Source organism: Chroogloeocystis siderophila 5.2 s.c.1, from assembly GCF_001904655.1.
Classification (GTDB): domain Bacteria; phylum Cyanobacteriota; class Cyanobacteriia; order Cyanobacteriales; family Chroococcidiopsidaceae; genus Chroogloeocystis; species Chroogloeocystis siderophila.
Window position 1 is genome coordinate 268,253 of record NZ_MRCC01000004.1, and the last position, 24,626, is coordinate 292,878.

Consider the following 24,626-nt stretch of genomic DNA (forward strand, 5'->3'; position numbering starts at 1 on the left):
TAGTCACTCATCACGAGTTGATCTTGACACTAGCCACTAACCACTCTTTCACTCCACTCCTAACTCACAATTGACTGCCGAGGACTGTTGCTGTAAGCTTCCACTCCTTGTTGTTGTTCAATAAATGATTGAACGCGGGTGCGGTATTCCCTCAGCGAATCATCTACCCAATTACGATCATTACTGTTAGCGAACAAATGTACCAGTGGTTCGCCCGCATCGGGCAAAATCAGTATCCAATTATCATCTTCAAAGCGGATTTTCACACCATCAACTAACTCTAGATTCTCCTCGTTGTGGGTTTCGACTAAATGGCGCATCAATGCTCCCTTAACTGTCCAAGGACAGCGTACAGTGTAGCTGCGGTGGCTCACTTGTGGTAAGTCGTCATCGCGAATTGACGCGAGCGATCGCTCTTGAACCGTCAACATCTCAATCACTTTCGCAATGCAGAACATGGCGTCAAACCCAGGATGCAACTGCGGGAAGATAAATCCCATATCCCCACTACCAGCAAGGACGACATTCGGGTTAGCACTTGGCAAAGAAGCTTCCATCAGTGCGGTAGGACTTGCCTTAGTGCGAATGACCTTACCATCATGGCGACGGGCAATTTGTTCGACAGCACTCGATGTATGAATCGGGACAACGACAGTTCCGCGAGGGTGTGCGGTGAGAATCATGTTCACCATAAGGGCGGTTAACATTTCACCGCGAATCGGCGTTCCCAACTTATCAACCAAAATTAGTTGTTCTCCGTTGGCGGATACCTGGACGCCAAAAGTCGCGCGCAATGCTTCGACAACATGACCAAGCTGCTGTAAGAGTGCTTCCTTCTCGACTGAAGAAACCGCCGTTTGTTTCAAACTAGCGTTCAACACTACGGCGTCGCAACCAAATTTCGCTAAAAGTTGCGGTAAAACCGCACCAGATACCGCATACGTGTAATCAATGACAACTTTCGAGTTACTATGGCGAATTGCTTCTACATTTAAATTTTTCTCAAAAGCATTGCAGTAAGTGTCGATCATCTGAATCGGATAGACAACATTACCAATTTCATGAATTTGCACGCGCCGGAGGTCTTCTTTAAAGTAGGCGCCCTCGATTTTCTTTTCGAGTGCTTTCGAGATATTGACGCCTTTATTATCAATGAATTCAATCAACAGGTAATCGGGTCGATCTGGATGCAGTCTTACGTGAATTCCGCCAGCAACGCCCAAAGTTGGTACAACAGTCCGTGACATCGGGATTGCGGTTGCATCTAAGTTTTGAATATTGACACCTACAGACATTAAACCCGCAATTAGCGATCGCGTCACCATGCGGGAAATGCTGCGTTGATCACGGGATATCATCACCTGTGAGCCAGGCTTCAATGTCGAGCCGTAAGCTGCGCCTAACTTCACGGCAAATTCGGGTGTGATATCAATATTGGCTAATCCAGTTACCCCACGCTGACCAAATAAATTGCGTTGCGCGGTTTGTCCCCAAATTAAATTAATGTTTAATATTGCGCCTGATTCGATTTGTTTACTCGGCCAAACACGAACGTTAGGACTAATTTGCGCTTCTTCTCCGACTGTTGATAGCGAACCAACGACCGCACCTTCTAAGACTTGCGCCCGGCGATCTACGCGTGTTCCACGACCGATCACACACGCTCGCAGTTCTGCATCTTCGCCAATAATTGCACCATTCCAGATGATTGGTCGTTTTAAATCAGCATCCGCACCAATCGTTACGTTGTCACCGATTACCGTTCCAGCATCAATCCGCACTCGCGGTCCAATTCTGCAATTGCTGCCAATCAGCACCGGTGGACAAATTTCTACACTTGGGTCAATATAAGTATTTTGACCTTCCCAAATTCCTGGCTTGGTCTCAGTGTACGCAAAGTCAAGCTTTACTTTCCCAAATAAACCATCATATTGACTTTCACGGTACGCATCAAGATGTCCGACATCACACCAGTACCCTTGCGCAATGTAGCCGTACATCGGCTCACCTTTTTCCAGCAACAAAGGAAATAAATCTTTGGAAAAGTCAGATTCTTGATTTGCTGGTAAATACTCTAAAACTGACGGTTCTAAGATGTATATACCCGTGTTCACCGTATCCGAGAAGATCTCGCTTGTGGATGGCTTTTCTAAAAATCTCCGAATTCGATAGTCTTCGTCAGTAATCACGACCCCAAATTCGATCGGATTGGGAACGCGAGTCAGAACTAAGGTTGCTTTGGCTTGTTTGCGTTTATGGAACTCAATCGCTGCGGTGAGGTCAAAATCTGTAACGCTATCACCACTAATCACTAAAAATGTTTCATTGAGTAATTCCGCAATGTTCTTCACGCAGCCTGCGGTACCCAAGGGTTGATCTTCTTCAACGGCATAAATCAAATCTACGCCAAAGTCAGTGCCATCTTGAAAATAATCGCGAATGACTTCAGGTAGATAATGCAGTGTGGCAATAACCTCGGTTATTTGATGTCGTTTGAGAAGATTAGTAATATGTTCTGCAATTGGTCTGTTTAAGATAGGTACCATCGGTTTAGGAAGGTCGCAAGTCAGCGGTCTTAACCGCGTTCCAGACCCTCCAGCCATCAGCACTGCACGCATAATTCCTCCTTATGTGATTTGCACTCATCACTGGCACCAAGCCAATGACTTTGGCAAAAAGCAAGTCTTATTCTAGTTTCCTACGTATGTTGAAACTTAAGGTACTTCCACAAGATACATCCGTTCAGAGTAAACTTCATTAGGCATATATGTCAGTGTAGGGGTGTACAACTGTGCACCTATATTGGACAATCACATGTTACAGTAAGGTAATGCATCGGCTGTACGTAGAAATGAACGTTGATAAATGAATGGTTCTCATTCTTGTGAGATTTTTTTGAATAGCCTGCGGCACAAAAGCTTCCTGCGCTGGCAACATTTGAGCAGGAACTTGGTTAATGTGTGGTAGTTATGATACTTTATGAGCTACAACTAACTCAAAGCTACTTAGGCTGATCGCTATAACGATTTCTGTAGGCTACTCTACACTAAAGATAGTGGAAGAGGAAGTTTATCGCCGCTCAAGATACCGGCTTTTGCTTAACTAATGAGTTGTATAGGTGGTTGCTGAGAATGAACTTGATTTATTGGTTAGTTGTTATTGGGTATGCAATAGGTGCTTGGATATTTTGGAATGGATTTCACCGCACAACCTTTTCGCGGAGTTTGCCCAATCGATTATCTCTATCACTCTTATGGCCAGTGTTGTTAATCTCTAATAAATCTTATCGACAAAACTTCAGGAAAGCACTAAGAGGCTAGCTGCGTTGCGTATTCCTCCCGCTTTTGATCAGCCACTTCCAACTTGTAAACCAGCGTATGGTAAGTTGTGGTTAATTGGCGGGACTCAAGAAAGTGTTGAAATTGCTGCGGCGATCGCGAACTACAATATCCGCTGTATTATTTCTGTAACAACTTCTGCGGCGCGATCGCTTTATAAGCCTGCACCGTGTTTAACAGTTTGGGTAGGGCGTTTAACTTTTGCTCAAATCCCTGAATTTGTCAAACAGCAAGAAATTGTGGCGATTGTGGATGCTTCACATCCTTATGCTGTCGAAGTTTCGCAAAATGCGATCTTCTCGGCGCAACACCTGCAAATTCCGTACTTGCGCTACGAACGTCCGATCTTGTCGCCTAGTACAGCTAGCGAAGGTGAGCATTTTGATAGCTTTGCAGCTTTATTATCAACGAACCGTTTGCAAAACAAGCGCGTTTTATTAACTGTAGGTTACAGACCGCTACACTTATTTCAAGCTTGGCACGATCGCACAACGTTATTTGCAAGAATTCTGCCGTCGGCGATCGCCTTAGAAGCAGCCACTCAAGCAGGCTTTACCCCAGATCGCTTAATTTGTTTACGTCCGCCAATTTCTGATGAATTAGAACTTGCGCTTTGGCGTCAGTGGAAAATTCAACTTGTGATTACCAAAGCTTCAGGGAAACCAGGTGGTGAAGACACAAAACGCCTTGTCGCCACTCAACTCGGTATTCCGCTTATTACAATCAGTAGACCCACCGTTAATTATCCACAACAAACCTGCGATTTAGCTGTTGCACTTGATTTTTGTCGTCAGTACCTCTGAATTTTCGATTAACTCGTATTATGAGCGCATTTCTCTGCGATCGCTGCGCCTTAGTGGTTCACTTCCTCCTTAAAAAGCTGGAATCCACTCTTTAATAAAGTACTCAGTCCAAACACCATTTTTCCAATAAGGATCGGCTTCAACAAGTTGACGAACTGTTGCTTCATCTTCAGCTTCGTAGATGCCAAAAACCTTTGTTAAATCCTTTGTTGGACCAATTGTAATCAATACGCCTGACTCTTTTTGTGCAGCTAGCCCGTCGAGATGAGCTTGTCGATGAGGAACGCGCTTTTCTAGCACATCCTCGCAATAACTTCCCCACATTACGTACTTAGGCATAACACAAGCTCAACTGCGCAGATTCACACCAAATTTTTCTACCAAAGATTCTCGCACTTTTTGGTGTACGGGTTCGATGTCCTCATCCGTCAAAGTGCGATTTTGGGCGCGATATACTAAGCGAAACGCTAAACTTCTTTGTCCTGGGGGAACGTGTTCGCCGCGATATTCATCAAATAATTCAACTGATTCGAGCAATTCTCCCGCCGCAAGTGCGATCGCGCGTTCTATTTCTGCAACAGAAACTTCGAGATGCGCGAAAAACGCAATATCTCTAGGCGAGGCTGGATATGTAGAATACAAACGAAATTTTGGTACTAAAACTGCGTTGCGATCCCAATAATCCAAAATCACATCTAAATCAAGTTGAAAGACGTAAACCGCATCTGGTAAGCCTTTTTCTTGGCGTAGTTGCGGATGAACTTGTCCAAAATCACCTAAGCGATTACCCTGCAACCATAACGACGCTGTACGCCCTGGATGTAGGCGCGAATCTTGATGACTTGGTTGGTACTCTACCTTTAACCCCAAGCGCTGAAAGACACTTTCTAAAACGCCTTTAGCTTCAAACCAAGTGAGGGGACGTTCTTTTCCACCAGATGTCCACTTCCCTTGAGTCGGATCGCCGCCTAAAATCCCGCCTATAGCCTCGGCTTCGAGTAATCCATCTTCTTCTTGCCAGAAAATGCGCCCAATTTCAAATCCATTCAGGCTACCATTACCTTGCTCTAGGTTGTACTGAAAAGCATCGATTAAACCGGAAATCAAGTCGGTACGCAGCGCGGAATATTCAACAAAAATCGGGTTGGTAAGCACAATTTGTCGGTCTTGTCCTGGTTTGACGAGCGAGTAATGGATGAGTTCGGTCAGCCCAGCAGCGCGGAAGGCTTCGCGGAGTTGGCGAGTGAGTTGCTGTTCTAAGGAAAGATAACCAGGTTCCGTTTTTTCAGGTAAAGTATCGCAAAAGCGATCATAGCCATACAGTCGCGAAATTTCTTCAATTAAGTCAATTTCACGCTCTAGATCGCGATGACGATACGGTGGAACGGTTACAGTCAAAACTTTTTGCGGTTCAGACGATGTGACTTGACATCCGAGGGCGGTCAGAATTTGCTGGATTGTTTCTGGTTGAAGTTCGCCAGTCGTGTCTTCTAAGTCGATTGGTCCTAAAATTTGGTTGACGCGATCAAGACGTAATTCAATTGAACGCGACATTGCGCCTACATCAGGTCGTGCGTCAGCAAATTCTTGTTGTACAGGAACGCCGCCAGCCAGATCCTGAATAAGCATTAATGCGCGACGACAAGCTAATTCTAATTCAGCCGCGTTGATGCCCCGCTCGTATCTTGCAGAAGCTTCGGTACGTAATCCTTGGCTGCGCGCCGAACGCCGAACCGCGACAGGATCGAATAGCGCGGCTTCTAAAACTAAATTTTGCGTACCCTCATGTACTTCAGTTGCTTCGCCGCCCATAACTCCCGCTAACGCAACTGGTTCTTCGTGTGCGGTAATGAGTAAAGCTTGACTGGAAAGCGTGCGCATTTGACCATCGAGCGTTTTGAGTGTTTCGCCAGATTGCGCAAACCGGACGCCAATTGTTAAGTCTGATTGAGTTCCACTGACGGCGAAGAGGCGATCGCGATCAAATGCATGAAGCGGTTGACCCCATTCAAGCAGAATGTAATTAGTAATATCAACAACGTTGTTAATCGGGCGAGTTCCCGCAGCTTGTAGTCGCTGTTGTAACCACGCAGGCGAAGGCGCAATCTTAACCGACTCAATAACTGTACCAATATACGCAGGGCAAGCTTGTGGCTGCGAGATTTTGAGTTTTAAATTCTTCTGAGTGTCAGGAATCGAGATTTCTGGGGCTTGTGGTAGTCGCACTGTTTTTCCTGTAATTGCGGCGACTTCGCGCGCGACACCCACCATGCTTAACGCATCAGCACGATTTGCAGTTGCTGTCAAGTCAAGAATCACATCATCCAAACCGAGCAACGGGCGAACATCACTTCCTAATTCGAGTTCCTGCTCAAAAATATGAATTCCTGCGGATTCTTTCGCGAGTCCTAACTCAGCTAAAGAGCAAATCATTCCTTCTGAACGGACTCCGCGTAGTTTGGCTGCTTTGATTTTGACGTCGATTTTAGGGAGGTAAGTACCCACTGTGGCGACGGGTACATATATTCCCGCACGGACATTCGGCGCACCACAGACAATATTTAATGGTTCTGGGGAAGCTGTTCCGACATCGACTTTCGTGACACTGAGTTTATCTGCATTTGGATGGCGATCGCACTCTAACACTTTCCCAACAACAACACCCTTTGCCCATGCACGGCGATCTTCAATTTCTTCTACTTCAAATCCTGCCATTGTTAACGTTTCCGCCAATTCTTCAGGAGAAAGCGTCAACTCAACCAGTTCTTGCAGCCAATTCAGAGAAATACGCATGGAGTGTGCTTGCTTAGACCTTAGCCAGACTATCTTATCAAAATTATTGCAAAGCTTTGAAGAGATTACCGCACCGCAGCAGGCATATGATGCTCTGCAATTGTGTCAACGTCTGCGAACGCAACTAAAAATTTTTGTTGCTTACTTTCTTTGCAACCCGCTTCATTACAGCCATGCGCATGGTAATAAGAGTAGATATAGCTGCTATCAAGTCCGCCCGTCAGGCACAGTTGAGGCAAATGCAATCAATCCGCAACGGGTTTTCCTGCAACTCGTTGTCAGTTGTTTCACGTGGTAGTGATATTGCTTGGCTACAGCAGACAGCAACGGAACACCAAACTGGAATCAAGGACTGCTTTAAGCACTAATTACCCGTTTCGCTAAGTATATAGTGAAAATCAATCTTTACTTGATAGAACTAACCATCAAGAAGAAGCCTTAAAGATGAGGGTTGAAACAACTTATTTTTAAGCCCTACACTCTTAAACCAGTTTTCTGTTCCGATACTTGTTGCTACGTTAGCTAGTGTATTTAATCAGGGAAAAATTTTTTAAGACAACCTTGGTTAAACTGTCTCACGTCAACTCAAAAAACTGTTGATGTCCTCTTCCCTGACAAGGTTACTTTTACACATCAGTTCTTTGATCGCGAATTTCTACCGGAACAACTTTCCGTTCTTGTGAGTCTGCTTCACTGGAAGCAACTAGCGTTTCAGAGTTTGTAGTTGTTGTTGGTAGCTCAACTTGCTTTTTCTTGATTGAGGGTGGTTGCACCTCCTCAGTAGCACGCTTAGCTGAGTCAGCAACACTTTTTGTTGCTTCCATGGCTGAGTTTGCGGCACTCTGTGCGGCTGGTTTGACATCTTCAACCGCGCCTCTGACAGAGTGAGCTACACTTTGTGTTGCACCCTTTACCGAGTCAGCTACACTTCTTACGGCTGGCTTAGCCTCTTCAGATGCAGATTGGACAGCTTCTACAACAGCGGGTTTGGACTCCTGAACTGTCTCCTTGACAGCTTCTGCTGTGTCAACGATGGAAGGTCTTGCTTCCTCAATTGTCTCCTTGACTGAGTCTACTGCACCCTTTACAGAGGGCTTAACATACTCAGCTGTATCTTTTACTGCTTCGCCTACAACTTCTACAGTTTCGTTTACATTCTCGGCTACACTCTCTACAGCGTCTACTACACCTTCTACAGTCTTATTGACAGCCTCAGCGGTACCCCTACCGGCCATCGCCCCCGCTGCTGCACCGGCTACAGCACCAATGATTCCTCCAGTTCGACCGCCAAGTATAGCACCAATAGCCGCGCCAGCTGCCGCTGCACCAATACCCGAACTGCTTGGCTGCTCCTCCTGCTGCATATTAGGTTCAATATTCTCGTCATCATTAATTGGTTGCTTGTTCTCAGTCATCGCTTTTTCCTTTGAGTAAAGTATTCACCAACAATTTGTGGCAAGTTGACTAGTGCCAATGTAACGATTACAAAAAAGGACTTACACCTAACTGAGGGGGGACAACGCCAAATACAATAGTTATCTAAAGTTAGAAATTTTAGAGTGAGTTAGTAGTATGGCTAGGCTCTGTTTTAAAACTACAGCCATAAGGAATAGGGACGACAGTCAACAACATAGCAAGGTAGTTTTAGTTGTCTGCAACAATGCAATGGAACGCACTTAAGGACAACCGGAACCTGTTCGTTTGACATCCAACTCTTAATTTTTGCTAACCCAGTTTTAAAAAACGCTCTAGAAGCCAGGAGGGCACGTATCTTACCTGCGCTGGGCAATTAATGAGTAAGGGAATACGGCTACTTGGAGCCGCATCTCTCGTTTTCCGTATAAATCACGTGGCTATGAGTAATTTTTCTTTAAATAATTGAAGCAGGGTGCGATCGCTCCCAGTGTTACCTGAAACAGTGAGTAAACGCTCATATGAGCTATTGCCTAAATCCCAACTGTTCCCATCCGCAAAACTCAAGTTCTCGTCAAACGTGTGCAGCTTGTGGCGCTCAATTGGTATTACGCGATCGCTACCGCGCACTGCAAGCACTCGCACAAGGTGGTTTCGGTGCGACGTTTTTAGCGCAAGATGTCACGTTACCTGGTGAACCTAAGTGCGTTGTTAAGCAGCTTCGCCCTTCAGCGACATCGCTAGAAGCATTAGATATGGCGCGGAAGCTTTTTGCACGGGAAGCTAAAACTTTGGGTAAAATTGGCAGCCATCCGCAAGTTCCTAGGCTACTTGACTACTTTGAAGATTGCGAACAATTCTACTTGGTTCAAGAGTACATAAATGGTTTAACGCTGCAACAGGAAATCAAACGCTCTGGTCCTTTTAGCGAAGCTGGGGTCAAACAATTTTTAAGTGAAATTTTACCAACGCTGCAATATCTTCATAGCCAACAGGTGATTCACCGCGACATCAAACCCGCTAATATTATTCGTCGTCATGAGGACTGCAAACTCGTGTTAATCGATTTTGGTGCTGTGAAAGACCAAGTCAGTCAAACAACGAGTATGTCAGAAAATACAGCCTTAACAGCTTTTGCTGTGGGAACTCCAGGTTTTGCACCGCCTGAACAACTTGCAATGCGTCCTGTCTATGCAAGTGACGTTTACGCACTAGGAGTTACTTGCATTTATCTCCTCACTGGGAAATCGCCTAAGGATCTAGACTATAATTCCTCGACGGGGGAAATGCTGTGGCAAAACAAAGTTCAGATTAGCGATCGCTTTCGCGAAGTCTTACAAAAAATGGTAGAAGGTTCGGTGCGACATCGCTACCAATCACCGAATGATGTGCTCACCGCCCTCGAACTCGAACCATACATGGATAGTTTAGCAAATAGCATGGCGGCGCAACCCTCACCGGTGCGTAAACCCAAATTACCCCGCATGGTGAAGCAAGCAACACCTACGACAACGCCAGTAGCGACTACAACAAGTACTTATTCTGGGAGTAACGCTGCGCAATCGCGGGCACAAATGGCGGCTGCAATTCGTGCAAGAAAAGCGAATCTGACGGAGGTATCGCATACACCCGTACAACCTCCACTACCATCAGTCGCGCTTACTCCTGCACCTTCAGTCCTTGGGGCGAAACCTAAAACTTCACCACCGAGAAAGCTCGATGCTGATAATTTAGTCTTGTCTTATATCAAAGGCAGAAGAGATTTTGCCTCTTACGACCTGAGTTTACTTGACCTACAGCGAGTAGATTTATCAGAGGTAAATTTTCGTGCGGCAAAATTAGACCGCACAATTTTTTTTAAATGTATTTTGTCAGGTAATGACTTTAGCCACGCTAGCCTTAAGCGAACTAATTTTAGAGAAGCAATCTTAACGAAGGCGTACTTTCATTCTGCGGATTTAGAAGGAGCAGATTTGCGCGGTGCTAACTTGAGCTACGCTGATTTGAGTGAGGCTAATTTACAAAATGTTAATTTATGCGGCGCTAATCTTACTGGGGCAAAAGTTTCGGATGAACAGCTAGCACAAGCTAAAGTAAATTGGATGACAGTGCGCCCTAATGGTAAGCGTGGTTGGTTTTAGTCATCGTGAAGATTGACTATTAAATTTACGATAACTTCATAGTTTTGAGTCTGAATAAGAGCCATTCTTTAACACGATCATACATACAAGAAATATATTTGATATAGAACTCAGTTAAATAGTTACCACTAACTCAAGCTCAACACAAATTAATAGAAATTACTATTATTGAGTTTTTCTATCTATTTAAAAATAGAAAAGCAAATCTATGTTGAAAAAAATTATAGCAGCTACTGTTTCCCTAGTAGCAATATTTTCTATAAACCCCGTTTCAGCACGACAATGGGTAGTGTTGAATCCTGAGCCTTATCTTGCTGTAGATATTGATAGTATTAAAGGAACGGGAGATAGTAGAACTTTTTGGAGTGAATTAATTGATGCGCAAGGTTCATCTTCTAGTTCTTACTTTTCATTTGATAGCGTAAAACGTCAAACTCTAATAAAATCCTTAATGTATGTTAATTGTGTAAGTAATGAAATAGGTGTATTAAGACGGGTAGAATATGATTCTAAAGGTAATGTATTAAATGATTATGACTTAAGTTATCTTAAAGTCCCACGTAATTTACGTTCACCTGTACCTGATAGTATTGGTGAAATGCAATTACTTTACGTTTGTAGCTTAAGAACTGCTAACGGTGGAAGACAAACCGTAACTAGTTCTCGCGCAAGTAATAGCGTAACTGTCGCTAGAAATACGTCATTTCCTCGCAAAAGCTGTGGAGATCCATTTCAGAGCCAAGGAACATATTGGCCAGTATTTATAGATGGAGGAAATCTGAGTAAAATCAGAAAAAACCTATGTAATGATGCATTTTCTATTGTTAGAGAAAGAGGAATTCGCTCAGTTCAAGTCGCTTCTTTTACTTCTTACGAACGTGCGTTGTCTTTCGCTCAACAAGTAGGCGGAACGGTAGGTAAAGCAACACACTATGTTAACGGGCGGATTGTAAATTAGCTTATTGTACGATTTGCTGAATGCGAGCAGTTGCATGATTGGATACAACTGCTGATCGCAATGTTAGTATTGTTCAGTTTGGGTTAGCGGTATTAAAGGTGTACCTACCTGTAGCACTCGGATGATTTCACCTTTGGAGATCGCGGGTTGACCGATGGGAATGACGGCTAAGCCATTAGTTTGTGCTAAGTTAATCAAGTTGCCTGAACTGTGGCTACCATCAGCTAAATGAAACTCGTGGGCACCATCGATGAGGTGTAGTTGTCCCCAAAGATAAGTTTCGCGCTGACCGTCGGATTTTAAATCGTGTTGCGATCGCGCTTGCACAAACATTGGTCCCCAACTGTGTGCGAGTCCAGAAAGCTTGCGTAATGCAGGCTGCACAAACCGCCAAAAGCTGACTAAGGCAGAAACGGGATTACCAGGCAAACCAAAATACAACACAGGTTTATGTTTAGACGCTGCTGATGCAGGAAATGTCGCAAATGTCAATGGTTTACCTGGTTTAACGGCGACGGCACGGATATGAATTGTCGCGCCCAACTCAGCAAGAATTTGCTCTACATAGTCATAGTCACCCACCGAAACACCACCAGAGGATAAGACAACATCGGCAGTAGCGATCGCCTGCGAAATCGCGCGGCGCAAGACATTAGGTTTATCTGGGAAAATTCCTAAATGTAACGGTTCTGCACCTGTCTGCGCGACGAGGGCGGCTAAAGCATACTGATTGGAATCAACAATTTGACCGAGTTGTAACGGCTGATCAGGGGTAATTAATTCGTCACCTGTCGAAAGAATTGCGACGCGTGGGCGGCGATAAACTTTGATTTGGGTACACTGCGCTGCTGCTAGTACTGCGAGTTCTGGAGGTTGTAGCGCAATTCCTGGCAATAAAAGAGGCGTTCCCGCTTGATAATACGATGCACCCTGACGAACAAAAGCTTTTTCTTCAGGTGGTGCTGTTAAAATCATGACGCGATCGCCTTCGCGTTTTGTGTGTTCTTGCATCACAACGGTATCTGCACCGGAAGGCATTACCCCACCTGTAAAAATGCGTGCGGCTTGTCCTGGTTTGATCTCGCGTTTTGGTGCTTGTCCCGCGCGGATTTCTTCGACAATTTCTAACGCGATGGGTTGATCTGCGTGACAACTTTTAACGTCTTCGTAACGCACCGCGTAGCCGTCCATCGCCGAATTATCCCAGTGCGGAAAATCCAACTGACTCACAACTGGTGCTGCCAGGATGCGGTCAATTGCTGTTAAAAGTGTTACAACCTCACCGTGTCGCTTTCCATCTAGGGGTTGCACCAAATCTAAAATCATTGCCTCTGCTTGGCTTGCTGGCAGCATACAAGTTAACTCTGAATTCTGTATTCTTAGCTTAGTAACAGCGCTTAGCTATTAGCAATTAACACTTAGCCATAATCCTCAAAAATCGATTTCGAGGATGTAAATATCATATGCAAGCTTGAGCATCATTAAGCACGTACTAATTGCTTTTTTGGTAAGTAAACATTTGCTGTAGGTTCAGCGTCGCTTTACTTATCATAAGTTATATAATCAAACACTTTTGACTCAAAGTAAAATTGAACGATTCAATGGCTACAATGCAACAGCTATCAGCATAGGATATGAAAGTAGCCAGTCACAACTTTTTGCTATGAATACTTCGCTAGACTGTACCCGCTTTCCTCGGGTGCAAATGGGAAGGCGCGCTGTAGGTTTTGGAATAGATTTTTTGGGAGTTTGGCTACTAACTTCTGTATTAGGTGGAGGCGATCGCTTTTCTTGGGCGCAGGGTATCGTATTTTTGTTACCGTGGTACGGTACGCGGGTATTTAAAGTTTCGGTCGCTGGGCTTTGGACATGAAAGTCCTCGATGTCGAGTTTGGTAAAGTTCCAAGTTTACTAGCTTTAGTGATACGCGAAAGTATTCTTGGGTTGGGTGCAATGCTCGCCGCGATCGCCCTCAATATTTTTTTACCAGTGCCAGTAATAATATATTACTGCTGCCTTTGGCAATTGACTGTAGTATTGCGTTTACAGACAACACGCGATCGCTTGCCGGACATGACATGATTGCCCGTACAATTGTTGTAAGTTTGCTTACGCGGCTATTCGCTCGACATCAAAGTCAAGCGTTTTCTTGTCCAAGCTTGCCAGCGTATTATAAAATAATAGATTGTGTTTAATTTTGTTTAAACTTGAGTAAGTGTCAATATGGCTAAAAGTAAGGGTGTCCGAATTACCGTGACACTAGAATGCACTGAATGTCGCACTAACCCAGACAAGCGATCGCCTGGGGTTTCGCGTTATACCACGATGAAAAACCGCCGCAACACAACTGCGAGGTTAGAACTCAAGAAGTTTTGCCCAAACTGCAACCGCCACACCGTTCACAAGGAAATTAAGTAAGAATGAGTTATTTTCGTCGTCGTCTGTCACCAATTAAACCGCAAGACCCGATTGACTACAAAGATATCGAATTGCTGCGCAAGTTTATTACCGAGCGGGGAAAAATTCTGCCACGCCGGATTACAGGATTAACTGCTAAGCAACAACGCGATTTGACCGTAGCAATCAAGCGGGCGCGCATTTTAGCAATGCTACCTTTTATTAATCAAGAGGGGTAAATTAGGAGCGAGGAGCGAGGGGCGAGGAGCGAGAACTTTAGCTGTCTTTTGGTAACTTTGCCCTAAACCCTGCTTGTAACACTGGATCGAACATAAACTTAACTGCTGAGTGCGCTTGTTGTGGAAAAGGGAACGCTAGTCGAATTTCGATTACAAGGCGATCGCCGACTTGGAGTTGTCGATCGTCCTGATGGCAAATCGCGTTGGATTGCCATAGACGAACGTGGTTCAACGCATAGTCTAGCACCACGACAAATTACCTACCAAGTCTGCGGTCAAACGTACAAACCACCAGAAATTCCCCAATTTTTGGCAGAAGTACAAACATACCTTGACCCTGCAAGCTTAGAAGTCGCTTGGGAATTGCTCGTAGAAAGCGGCGAAACTGTCAATCCCGCACAAATGGCAATGTTGTTATTCGCCGAGCAAAACCCGCCGCAGTGTTACGCTGCGCACTGCTTATTATCCGACGATAAGCTGTACTTTAAGCAAAAAGGCGATAGCTACGAGCCACGAAGTGCAGCACAAGTTGCTGAACGAAAACATCAAATCGAAGTTGAAGTCAACCGCCAACGCGAACAACAAGAATTTCTCGCGCGAGTTGCACAAGCGATCAACGGTGAAGCCGTGGAGTGGAGTCGCCAAGATCGCCAACGAATCGAGATGTTAGAAAAGTATGCGACACTACTAGTAGAAAGTGTGCGTTCGGGGGTAACTCCAGACTCGCTAGCGCGTACTTATGCCCCACCGGCTTCGGTTGTAGAAACCATGAATACCTTGGGACGTTCCGCTACGCCGCAAGCAGCTTTTCAGTTGCTCGTCGATTTGGGACTCTGGAGTGTTCACGAAAATTTATTTTTACGGCGCAGCCAAATTTCGGTTCAGTTCCCTACCAAGGTGTTAGAAGTGGCTCAACAGCGTATGGATTCTCCACCACCTGATGTCGATCAGCGCCTCGATTTAACCTATCTTAAAGTCTACACAATCGATGACCAAAGTACGAGCGAAATTGACGATGGCGTCAGCTGGGAATTGCTTGCGGATCAACGCCAAAGGTTGTGGATTCATATTGCCGATCCGACACGGTGGTTAGTTCCAGAAGATGAACTTGATTTAGACGCGCGACGGCGGGGAACAACAGTTTATTTACCAACGGGAATGATCCCGATGTTTCCCTCAATTTTAGCAACAGGACCAATGAGTTTGTTGCAGGGAAAAGTTTGTTGTGCTTTAAGTTTTGGTGTTGTTTTAGATGAATCGGGCGCGGTACAAGAGTACAGTATTCATCCGAGTTTGATCAAACCAACATATCGTCTGACGTATGAAGATGTAGACGAAATGTTGGAACTGGGGGTAGAAGGAGAACCAGAAATTGCCGCGATCGCAAACTTAGCCCAACGTCGTCAAATGTGGCGGCAGTCGCAAGGCGCAATTAGCATTAATCTACCAGAAGCTATTATTAAAGTTCAAGACGACGAGATTACAATCAAGGTTTTGAACGATTCTCTGTCGCGCCAGTTAGTCGCCGAGATGATGATCTTAGCAGGAGAAGTTGCAGGTCATTACGCCCAAGTTCATAAAATTGCCTTACCATTTCGCGGTCAACCACAACCGGAATTACCTTCCGAAGAAGAGTTAATTCAATTACCCGCAGGCTTTGCGCGGGCTTGTGCGATGCGCCGCTGTATGCCTAAAAGCGAGATGAGTATTACACCTACACGTCACGCAGGCTTAGGGTTAGCAACTTATACGCAAGCAACTTCACCGATTCGCCGCTATGCAGATCTCCTCACGCATTTTCAATTAAAAGCACACCTACGCGGTGAAACGCCTCCTTTTTCCGGCGAACAAATTCAAGAAGTTATGCTGAGTGTAACGAGTGCAACGCAAGAAGCAACGTTAGTCGAACGTCAAACAAACCGCTACTGGGGATTAGAATATCTGCGTCGTCATCCGAATCATGTTTGGCAAGCATTAGTACTGATGTGGCTGCGCGAAGATAGCCGATTAGCTCTGATTTTGATTGAAGACTTAGGGTTGCAGTTACCAATGGTTTTCAAGCGTGGCGTTAAAATAGGCGAACAGGTATCAGTAAAAGTCAGCTACGTCGATCCGCGTCAAGACGTGTTGCAGTTTCAAGAAGTCACTTATTCGGAAGCACAACAGGCGGCTAATTAATGCAGTAGTGTAAATGCGATCGCACACAAAATATACTTCCGTAAGATTACTGTTACCACAACACAGTTAGCTCTCTACTTCACATCAAATTCATAATAGTACTTTTGCTATGCTTTAAAACTTGATAAAGTTCGTTTAAAGATAGCAATTATACTTTATTCTTCTTTTAAATTTTAAGTAGTAATTACACAGTGGTAGTTTAAAGTTCTAGTTTCTAAGATGAAACTATCGAACGAAATTGATTTTACTTCAAGAATTAGATTTTTTACTAAAACAATTAATTCCCATCGGTAAGAATAATCTAGATTCTATTAAAGGAATTGAAAAATGCAATATCAACTGCTTCAGGATACATTGACTTATCTAATTAATGGTGTCGCCATTTCTGGAGTACTCGCAGCTGGTGCAACTATTGTATATCAGTACTGGACACAAGGACAACTACAATTAGTAGATGGTGAACCTCCTCAAGAAGGAGCGTCACAACCAGAGCCGATCAAGTCACAAGTAAGTGAACAAAAACCTGTTTCAATTGAAGAACAGCTTAAAATTGAGCTAAGTCGACTTCAGCAACAACTATCTTTTACTCAAGAACAATTACAACAAACTCAACAACAATTAACACAATCTCATCAACACAAACTCCAAATCCAATCTTATTTTGATGCTAAATTACAGCAAGCTCAGCAACAAGAACAGCAAGCTCAAATTGAGCTAAGTCAACTTCGGCAACAATTATCTTCTACTGAAGAAGAATTACAAAAAACTCAGCAGGAGTTGAACAGTACAAAAGAAGGAGTACAAGGATTTGTTAATAAGATGTTTTATTTAGATCGAAGTGCTAAGACGAAGTTGAAAGCACTCTTTTCAAATAAGGAAGTTTCCCAACAACCAACTTTCAATTAACATAGTTTATAGCTTTCTCAATATGGATATTAGAGATACAGAAGTTTCCATTTTATTAAAAATGACAAAACATACAACTTCGCGCTACATAAGGTTTCTGTTATTTTAAAGTTCTCGAAATCCATATTGAGTCATCTAAATAATCTCATAGACTTACCTATCTAAACAATAGTCTGAATTTGAAAGAAACCACCTTTTATGTCAAAACTTTATTGATGAAAATACATGGGGCAACAAGAGACACTACAGAGATCTTGTAGACGTACAGGTGAGATATGTAGAAATATAACTCGCAAAGAAATTGTCGCAATTGCTATAAACAACGGTTGGGAAGTTGTACCAGCAGGCAAAGAACAACTAAAAGCCTGTAAAAAAGGACATTCCAGCGTTCCCATTCCAGGACATAGAGATAGCACAATTGTTCCTAACGGTACAGCGCATAAAGTCATTAAATCACTACAGCAGCCTTCGGTTAAGGATGTGGAATACATAAACGCAAACCATAAGCCTCAAAAAGTCTCAAATTTCTACAAAGCTAAAATTAATCAACTTGAGGTTCAGCTGGCAGCAGCAAATTCAACTAATAAAAAATTAAAAGATGATGTTGAAGCAGCCATTGATTTAGCAGCAGAAACTGAAACAAGGAACGCAGAATTAAGTAAGGAAATTTACAGACAAAAGTATTGGATTGAAGGATTAAAACAAGAAATTGCTAACCTGATTCAGCAAAAAGCACAACAAGATAAAGAGATGCTCGTGATTGCTGAGGAAGTGGAGCAAGTGGAGCAAAAGGAGTTGCGGATTAAGACTGGTGGTGAAAAGTTAACTCGGTTTTCGCGGCGGCTAAAGCCAAAATTACGGCTAGAGCTACAGCAAATAATTCAATGGCTGACAGAGGAGAATCTATGAGTCTTGCACAACGGATACGAAATAACGTAGCGCGTTCTCGTCGAACAACTTCTGAAATTTTAGGAGCTACATCAGAACTCGTTCAGGCTCATGAGCGCATATTAGAGCAACTGGATATGTTTAATCAACCTACACTACCAGCCAAAAGAAAAACTTGGACGATCGCTATCATGAAGCGCGAACTTGGTGGATTCAAGGCGGCTAAAAATCACTTTGCAAAAATCTACGGCATTAAAGCAAAAAGTTGGACTACATTAGTTGAGAAAGTTAATAATATTGAATCTGCCTTGGTTCATTTAGGGTATTGGCAGTAATATCGTATCGAGTTGATTGAATATAAATTCCTGTACGCTACAAAAAAGACCAATCAACTTGTTTGTAACTTTAAAGGAAAATTTATACAATGACTTTTACGCACATTAGCCAACAGAAAATAATCACTGTTGCACTTACAATAGTTTGCACCGTCGGTATTGCTAATACTATGATAAATAAACCCAAAGATATCGGTTTAATGTCTGCTTTTACTACATTATTAATAGTGATTTAAAAAACACAACAGGCAGAAAAAAGTGCTGTTGAAGCTTTACAGGACTCTCAATGTGCGATTAACAAACTCCAAATTCAAAACAATTTGACAAGCGATCGCGTGGAAGAAGTAATGCAGCTTGTCAATCAACGCTGCGATCGCGTTAACCAGAAATTGCAAGAACATATCGACGCTCCAAATCATCAAGTCATCGAAGTACCTAAGTTATCTAAAACTAAGCGAGTGACTTTTACTGAAGAAGAATTAGAAAATAGCCTAGTTACTTTATTAGCAGATTTGTGTGCCAAGAAAAAAACGGCAAGCGTCTTACTCAGTGTTTTAGCTAGTCACTTTTGCAGTATTTATGGTAAAAGTTTGTCGTCAGTTTTGAAAGAACTTAAATTAGAAAAGTACCCTGTTAACTTTTTGAAAAAAAGATTTAATAAATTTCAGTTAGTTTACCAAAATCAAGATTATTTTATAAGTCTTGTTCGCTCGGTTAAGGAATCAAAAGAAAATAATATACTAGTCAAGGTGGCTTAGTCATATTTCATTTATGTGATGTTTCAGAGCGCTGCAAGAAAGGTTTATATCTTTTAATTCTGCTTGTTAGATGCTTTTATACATTAAACAGTGGTTGCAGCTTCTTTCTGATTCATAGTCAGTAACTCAGTATAAAGTACCATCCTGCCAAGGAATTAATTTCTTGGCTGATAGCTTAAGTTGGATAAATCCGACTAGCTTGGTAAGATTTTTTTATTTCATTTTAACCAACTATTGATTGTAAGACAAGTGAGGAGGAGAGTAAGTAGAGGGGCTTCAAGAGAAATTAATTGTAGTTCTCATTTAGTGAAATTGTCACAAAATCTGAAGTCAAAAAAGTCAAAAATAACGCTTTTAGGATAGTTTTCTTATTAGAAATTACTAATCCTATTCAAATTGTATCGGTAATCTAATAAATATTAAATAAACTACTCTAGTATGGCTAATACAGATTTGGGTTGTAATTTATCTTTAAACCACACAATTCTTGCAGGGCAATCGTTTAGTTTTACTCCAGCTTTTTCTAAATTTAAGCGTTCAGAGATTGCTAAGATTAAATTATCGCAATTCGCTCTACGCACTTGAGAAAACTTCTTTTGTAAATATTCAGGTCGCCAGTAACCGACAATTTCTAATAAGAATATTCTGCCATCGGGATGTACCAAGCGAAAGTCGGGAATCATGATGCTACCAGGAATTGGAATTAAATCAACTTCGCGTTCTAGAACCCAATTTGTATTTAATGCTTCCCAGCGATTTACAAACGAAGCTTCAACCATACTATCGTATATTTTACCAGGTGGATAGTGCGATACTAAACCGCATTCAGAATCGAGACTAAAACGACCTGTTTTCCAGTTATTTGTATAAAAGTCACGAAATTGTAGTGTGGCGCTGAGACTCCATTTAGTAACGTGTAAGAGTGCGGGAATGAGTTTAGCGATCGCTAGTCCATAGCGCGTACTCGGACTAAATAAACTCGCAGGTCCATCAATTGTAATTGTAAATCCGTGTTCCGCGTCGCCTTCGATATAAGCCATTAACTGAAATAATTTCAAGTAACGAAACAACAGCTTATATTGACCAGGAACATTGCGATGTGCATTAATGGTTAAATGACTCGCTTTATAAAAAATTCCCTGCACTTGTGACAAATTATATCGATGTAATAATTCCTTTGGTGTAGGGGTGTCAAACGAAGTTAAAATTTTATTTTCAGCAAGATCAGCATATAATCCAACCCGAATTTCCTCTGCGATCACTTCGCGCTGTAACTCTTGAGTGAGTTGTAAAGCTAAATTATTCAGAGTTTGTTGACTATTAAAAGTACTAGGAACTGTTTGTGCTGCAACTTTAAATACTCGTTCTCGCAAAACTTGAGGTTCTAATGGACTCATAACTTCAAATTCACACAAACCTTTTAAGAGATGCGCTAATCCCCGCTTAATGCGATAATCAGGACTATCACCCTCATAATCTTGCAATTTTTCATTTAATTCGCCTTGAGAGTTACCAATTGATTCTTGGAAACAAGCAATCAACTCTGCTGCTAATTCTAAATTCCGATCGTCAATCGCTAATTGCTTCGGAACAATCGTTTCTCCATTCAATCGATGCGTTAGTAAATCACTTGGTAACATTTCAAACTTGAAGAAAGTAGGTAATTGGTAATTGGTTGCACAAACCACAACGAAAGGTACGATATCTGATTGTCCTTACCTATCCTCCTTATCATTATCAACGCGATACAAACCAGAAGACTCCGCCGCGAACAATCCCCCCTTCTCTTCTCCTCTGCGCCCTTTGCGTCTTTGTGGTTCGTTCTCCAAACCTCTCCTTCTCACCGAAGTTCCCTCCTCCGAAGTATCCTCCGCCACCACCTCATACAACAACGCCAACTTCTCTCCATCCGTACCACGCCGCAACACGCGCCCCAAACGTTGAATATACTCGCGCGCCGAACCCGTACCCGAAAGAATAATTGCTACACTCGCTGCGGGAACATCCACCCCTTCATTTAAAACGTGCGAAGCCACTAAAGCGCGATACTCGCCTGCGCGAAACCGCGTGAGAATGTTATGACGTTCCTTAATCGGAGTTTGGTGCGTAATCGCTGGAATCAACAACTCTTGTGAAATGCGATACACCGTTGCGTTATCTGCGGTAAAAATCAACGTGCGTTCGGGATAATGTTGTGCAAGTAAATTACTCAAGACTTGTAACTTACCATCTGTACCTAATGCGATCGCCTTCGCTTCGCGGTGCGCTAACATTGCCTTACGTCCCGCTGTCGAACGCGCACTAGCTTGCACAAATAATTGCCAACCTTTTAAGTTCCCTAACTTGATATTTGCTTGCTGTAAAAAGGCATTGCGTAACCGAATTAATTCGTTATAGCGATCGCGTTCGTATTGCGACAGTTGCACCTTGATTTGTACTACCTCGTGTTTGGCTAAAGCCTTTCCCGCAAGTTCAGCCACAGTTTGACGATAAACTTCAGTTCCAATCAAGTAGTTTAAATCCGAATGCTTCCCATCGCTACGTTCGGGTGTTGCGGTTAATCCTAATCGATAGGGCGCGATCGCATATTCCGCGATCGCGCGGTTGAAATCGGTAGGTAAATGATGACACTCATCAAAAATCAACAGTGCGTAGCGGTTTCCCAACGCTTCCGCATGAATTGCTGCACTATCATACGTCGCAACTAATAAAGGAGATTTATCCCGCGCCCCGCCACCGAGTAACCCGACTTCTGCATCAGGAAACGCCGCTAACAGTTGCGCATACCACTGATGCATTAAATCGAGAGTAGGAACGACAATCAGCGTACTACGTGGAGTAGAAGCGATCGCAAGTTGCGCTAAATACGTTTTTCCCGCTGCGGTAGGTAAGACGACGACGCCCTGACGCCCTGCGTGTTTCCATGCGGTTAAAGCTTCGGTTTGATGCGGATACGGTTCCATCGCCAAACTTGAAACAAGTTCCAACGAAACAAACGCTTTCGCTTCATCAATAAAGTTAACGTTCTCGTTTTGTAAGGCTTCCACCAGCGAACGATAGTCAATTGCTTTGATGCGGAATTTTTCTACTCTGTCATCCCAAGTCGCGTAATCTACCCAAGCTTTACCTTTGGGTGGAGGATGCAAAATTAAAGTACCGCGATCGAAAGACAATGTAGGAATACGTACCATTAACTTATTAGCTATCCATCCCCGCATATTTAAGTTTACTGTGCTGCTGGTTTTTGGCTCAAAATCGCAAATAATTCTGTAAAGCGATCGCATTGAGTACACTTTTGGGGGCAAAATCGTTTCATAATGACGTAAACCGAGTCAGTGCAAATTATTCATGTTGCAGGAACAGGAAACGGTTATTGAATTCCGTGATGTCAGTTATAGTCCACAACACCGCGCGATCGTGTCGAATCTCAATTTCTCAATTCGTCGAGGTGAAGCACTCATTTTATTAGGGCGTAGTGGTAGTGGCAAAACAACGACGATGAAGTTGATTAATCGGCTACTTAAACCGACGCAAGGCGAAGTTCTCTTCGATGGGATTTCGACAAATCAGTGGGATGAAATTAAACTACGGCGCAAAATTGGTTACGTCATTCAAGAAACGGGCTTGTTTCCGCATTTTACGGTAGAACGCAATGTTGGTTTGATACCTGCACTAGAAGGCTGGAAACCCAAACAAATCAAAACGCGGGTATTTGAATTGTTAAACTTATTCGGTTTAGAACCCGAACAATTTGCAAAACGCTATCCACATGAATTATCTGGGGGACAACGCCAGCGCGTCGGTGTCGCCCGCGCTTTAGCGGCCGATCCTCCAGTACTATTAATGGATGAACCTTTCGGCGCATTAGATCCAATTACCCGCTTAGAGATTCAAAGCGAATTTCGCCGCCTGCAGCAAGAACTAAGGAAAACCGTTGTTTTCGTAACGCACGATATTCAAGAAGCCTTCGTCTTAGCTTCGCGTATTGGTTTAATGGATACGGGGCGGTTAGTCGTTTTAGGGACACCAGAAGAATTTTTAGGTTCGCAAGAACCTGAGGCGCTTGCTTTTAAGCAGTGTTTGCGGGGAATCACCTCCCCAGAATCATTTCCAAAATTCTCAGAGGGAGATAGCAATAACGGGAAATGGATTTAAACGAATTTTTTCTCATTAAATACGCCCCAGAAATTTTTCAAGAAACAGGGACGCACTTATTAATTGTCGCGATCGCAGTTGGTATTGCAACTTTAATCGGTATTCCTTTAGGAATTCTCATCACGCGTCAAGTACGCTGGCGACAACCGATTTTGGGTATTGCAAATATCTTGCAAACGATTCCAAGCTTAGCACTTTTTGGTTTTTTGATTTCCGTTCCCATCATTGGCGGAATTGGAGCGCAAACTGCAATTATTGCCCTAACTTTATACTCTTTTCTCCCCATTGTTCGCAATACTTACACAGGAATTACCAGCGTCGATCCCGCAATTCGCGAAGCTGGGCGCGGTATGGGAATGACCGATCGACAATTGCTCTTACAAGTCGAAATTCCTTTAGCCTTAAGTTTTATTTTAGCCGGAGTACGCGTTGCTACCGTGATTGCGATCGGGATTGCAACAATCGCCGCTGCGATCGGCGCTGGTGGCTTAGGTGTATTTGTGTTTCGTGGTATTGCTATGGTCAACAATCAACTCATTCTCGCAGGAGCAATTCCTGCCGCGATATTAGCAATTCTAGCCGACTGGGGTATCGGTTTAATCGAGCGACGTCTACTAAAAAAGCGATCGCAAACCAAAGCTAAGGGTTTTTAAATTGTCTTTCACTCATCACTCTTCAATCTCAATCCCCAATTCGCGCAACTTTTGCTGTAGTCATTCTACTTTTGCTTCCGCCGCATTAGCCCGTTGTCGTTCAATTTCCACCCGTCTTCGTTCTTCTGCTTCGGCTTCCTCTGGAGTTGGAACTAATTGACCTTCTGATGTAAAAAATCGCAACTGTTCGCCGACAATCCCCAAATACAACTGCAATTCATCACTCCACAGCCATCCTTGCTCATTCGGGATGATTGGTTCATAGATGCGGTAATTGAGTTTAAAACCTGCAAATTCTAAGGTATAAGGGTCAAACCAGAAGTAATTTAGCGTGCGAAACACATCCTGATACAACTGTTTTTTTAAACCTCGGTCATTTTTAGCAGTAAACTCGGAAAGAATCTCCAAAATGAAGTTAGGATACTTCCCTTCTTCTTCCCAAACGGTCCAGCTTTTGCGCTCTTTACGTTCAGTATTTAAAACAACAAAAAAATCTGGTCTTTTGACATCCTCCGATTTAAGTTGACGGATGCTGTAGTAAATGCTTAAGTTACCTCCAGCAAAAAAATCTTGCCGATTTTGCCACAAACGTTCTAGCGAAGTTAGGAGTATGATGAGTTATCTAAGATGGCGATATGTTTCCAATGGCGGTTCGTTACTTCGTAAATCAG

At 43.2% G+C, this 24,626-nt stretch carries 22 protein-coding genes and 1 pseudogene; 15 read left to right on the forward strand and 8 right to left on the reverse strand.

Going from position 1 to position 24,626, the window contains the following annotated elements; all coding sequences use genetic code 11:
• Positions 1-59 precede the first annotated feature (59 nt).
• Positions 60-2,618: a mannose-1-phosphate guanyltransferase gene (locus tag NIES1031_RS06210; protein ID WP_073548612.1), complete on the reverse strand. Its 2,559-nt coding sequence runs from the start codon at positions 2,616-2,618 to the stop codon at positions 60-62.
• Between the two features lie 707 nt (positions 2,619-3,325).
• Here NIES1031_RS06210 and NIES1031_RS06220 point away from each other — a divergent pair.
• Positions 3,326-4,141, forward strand: coding sequence for a cobalt-precorrin-6A reductase (locus NIES1031_RS06220; RefSeq protein ID WP_073548614.1), 816 nt, complete (start codon positions 3,326-3,328; stop codon positions 4,139-4,141).
• Between the two features lie 69 nt (positions 4,142-4,210).
• Here the strand turns inward: NIES1031_RS06220 and NIES1031_RS06225 are convergent, their stop codons facing one another.
• Both NIES1031_RS06225 and pheT read right to left on the reverse strand, forming a co-directional pair.
• Entirely contained in the window at positions 4,211-4,480 is a 270-nt protein-coding gene (locus tag NIES1031_RS06225) for a YciI family protein (RefSeq protein ID WP_073548615.1), read from the reverse strand.
• Positions 4,481-4,489: 9 nt separating this feature from the next.
• Positions 4,490-6,934 carry a phenylalanine--tRNA ligase subunit beta gene (gene pheT, locus NIES1031_RS06230; RefSeq protein WP_073548616.1) on the reverse strand — a complete coding sequence of 815 codons (2,445 nt, stop codon included), beginning with the start codon at positions 6,932-6,934 and terminating at the stop codon, positions 4,490-4,492.
• Here pheT and NIES1031_RS06235 point away from each other — a divergent pair.
• The gene (locus tag NIES1031_RS06235) at positions 6,933-7,232 is read left to right on the forward strand and encodes a hypothetical protein (protein WP_073548617.1); all 300 of its coding nucleotides are present in this window, start codon (positions 6,933-6,935) and stop codon (positions 7,230-7,232) included. The two genes, pheT and NIES1031_RS06235, sit on opposite strands and share 2 nt — an antisense overlap.
• A gap of 328 nt (positions 7,233-7,560) precedes the next feature.
• Here the strand turns inward: NIES1031_RS06235 and NIES1031_RS06240 are convergent, their stop codons facing one another.
• Positions 7,561-8,349, reverse strand: a complete 789-nt coding sequence (locus tag NIES1031_RS06240; protein ID WP_073548618.1) for a hypothetical protein — start codon at positions 8,347-8,349, stop codon at positions 7,561-7,563.
• Positions 8,350-8,868: 519 nt separating this feature from the next.
• Here NIES1031_RS06240 and NIES1031_RS06245 point away from each other — a divergent pair.
• Positions 8,869-10,488 carry a serine/threonine-protein kinase gene (locus NIES1031_RS06245; RefSeq protein WP_073548619.1) on the forward strand — a complete coding sequence of 540 codons (1,620 nt, stop codon included), beginning with the start codon at positions 8,869-8,871 and terminating at the stop codon, positions 10,486-10,488.
• A gap of 208 nt (positions 10,489-10,696) precedes the next feature.
• Positions 10,697-11,446 carry a hypothetical protein gene (locus NIES1031_RS06250; RefSeq protein WP_143167716.1) on the forward strand — a complete coding sequence of 250 codons (750 nt, stop codon included), beginning with the start codon at positions 10,697-10,699 and terminating at the stop codon, positions 11,444-11,446.
• Between the two features lie 63 nt (positions 11,447-11,509).
• Here NIES1031_RS06250 and NIES1031_RS06255 read toward each other — a convergent pair whose 3' ends face one another.
• Positions 11,510-12,799 carry a molybdopterin molybdotransferase MoeA gene (locus NIES1031_RS06255; RefSeq protein ID WP_073548621.1) on the reverse strand — a complete coding sequence of 430 codons (1,290 nt, stop codon included), beginning with the start codon at positions 12,797-12,799 and terminating at the stop codon, positions 11,510-11,512.
• A gap of 220 nt (positions 12,800-13,019) precedes the next feature.
• Between NIES1031_RS06255 and NIES1031_RS24780 the strand changes: the two genes are divergently transcribed.
• The 9 genes from NIES1031_RS24780 (at position 13,020) to NIES1031_RS06295 (ending at position 19,147) form a co-directional block, all read left to right on the forward strand.
• Complete coding sequence (locus NIES1031_RS24780; protein WP_218596682.1) at positions 13,020-13,319, forward strand: hypothetical protein; 300 nt, start codon at positions 13,020-13,022, stop codon at positions 13,317-13,319.
• Positions 13,316-13,528: a hypothetical protein gene (locus NIES1031_RS24785; protein WP_218596683.1), complete on the forward strand. Its 213-nt coding sequence runs from the start codon at positions 13,316-13,318 to the stop codon at positions 13,526-13,528. Before NIES1031_RS24780 ends, NIES1031_RS24785 begins: the two co-directional genes overlap by 4 nt.
• Positions 13,529-13,669: 141 nt before the next feature.
• On the forward strand, positions 13,670-13,864 hold the full coding sequence (gene rpmG / locus NIES1031_RS06265) for a 50S ribosomal protein L33 (protein ID WP_015189142.1): 195 nt from the start codon (positions 13,670-13,672) through the stop codon (positions 13,862-13,864).
• A 2-nt stretch (positions 13,865-13,866) separates the two neighbouring features.
• Positions 13,867-14,082, forward strand: coding sequence for a 30S ribosomal protein S18 (gene rpsR / locus NIES1031_RS06270; protein ID WP_015189143.1), 216 nt, complete (start codon positions 13,867-13,869; stop codon positions 14,080-14,082).
• 120 nt (positions 14,083-14,202) lie between these two features.
• On the forward strand, positions 14,203-16,260 hold the full coding sequence (locus tag NIES1031_RS06275) for a ribonuclease catalytic domain-containing protein (protein WP_073548622.1): 2,058 nt from the start codon (positions 14,203-14,205) through the stop codon (positions 16,258-16,260).
• Between the two features lie 327 nt (positions 16,261-16,587).
• Positions 16,588-17,166 (forward strand): hypothetical protein, encoded by a 579-nt coding sequence (locus NIES1031_RS06280; protein WP_073548623.1) that lies wholly within the window; start codon positions 16,588-16,590, stop codon positions 17,164-17,166.
• A gap of 225 nt (positions 17,167-17,391) precedes the next feature.
• Positions 17,392-18,075, forward strand: a complete 684-nt coding sequence (locus tag NIES1031_RS06285) for a hypothetical protein (protein WP_073548624.1) — start codon at positions 17,392-17,394, stop codon at positions 18,073-18,075.
• A complete protein-coding gene (locus NIES1031_RS06290; protein WP_073548625.1) occupies positions 18,072-18,389 on the forward strand; it encodes a hypothetical protein in 318 nt (105 codons plus the stop codon). Before NIES1031_RS06285 ends, NIES1031_RS06290 begins: the two co-directional genes overlap by 4 nt.
• A 335-nt stretch (positions 18,390-18,724) precedes the next feature.
• Entirely contained in the window at positions 18,725-19,147 is a 423-nt protein-coding gene (locus NIES1031_RS06295; RefSeq protein ID WP_143167717.1) for a hypothetical protein, read from the forward strand.
• Positions 19,148-19,575: 428 nt separating this feature from the next.
• Here the strand turns inward: NIES1031_RS06295 and NIES1031_RS06300 are convergent, their stop codons facing one another.
• Positions 19,576-20,787 (reverse strand): DUF790 family protein, encoded by a 1,212-nt coding sequence (locus NIES1031_RS06300; protein WP_073548681.1) that lies wholly within the window; start codon positions 20,785-20,787, stop codon positions 19,576-19,578.
• Positions 20,788-20,862: 75 nt separating this feature from the next.
• The gene (locus NIES1031_RS06305) at positions 20,863-22,338 is read right to left on the reverse strand and encodes a DEAD/DEAH box helicase (protein ID WP_073548627.1); all 1,476 of its coding nucleotides are present in this window, start codon (positions 22,336-22,338) and stop codon (positions 20,863-20,865) included.
• Between the two features lie 157 nt (positions 22,339-22,495).
• Here NIES1031_RS06305 and NIES1031_RS06310 point away from each other — a divergent pair, with 157 nt between their 5' ends.
• Positions 22,496-23,302: an ATP-binding cassette domain-containing protein gene (locus NIES1031_RS06310; protein ID WP_073548628.1), complete on the forward strand. Its 807-nt coding sequence runs from the start codon at positions 22,496-22,498 to the stop codon at positions 23,300-23,302.
• A pseudogene (locus NIES1031_RS06315) lies at positions 23,293-23,910 on the forward strand (ABC transporter permease); the annotation flags it as partial. The gene NIES1031_RS06310 and the pseudogene NIES1031_RS06315, both read left to right, overlap by 10 nt.
• A gap of 105 nt (positions 23,911-24,015) precedes the next feature.
• On the opposite strand, the gene NIES1031_RS06320 reads toward NIES1031_RS06315, so the two are convergent.
• Complete coding sequence (locus NIES1031_RS06320) at positions 24,016-24,570, reverse strand: Uma2 family endonuclease (protein WP_330219944.1); 555 nt, start codon at positions 24,568-24,570, stop codon at positions 24,016-24,018.
• Positions 24,571-24,626 lie beyond the last annotated feature (56 nt).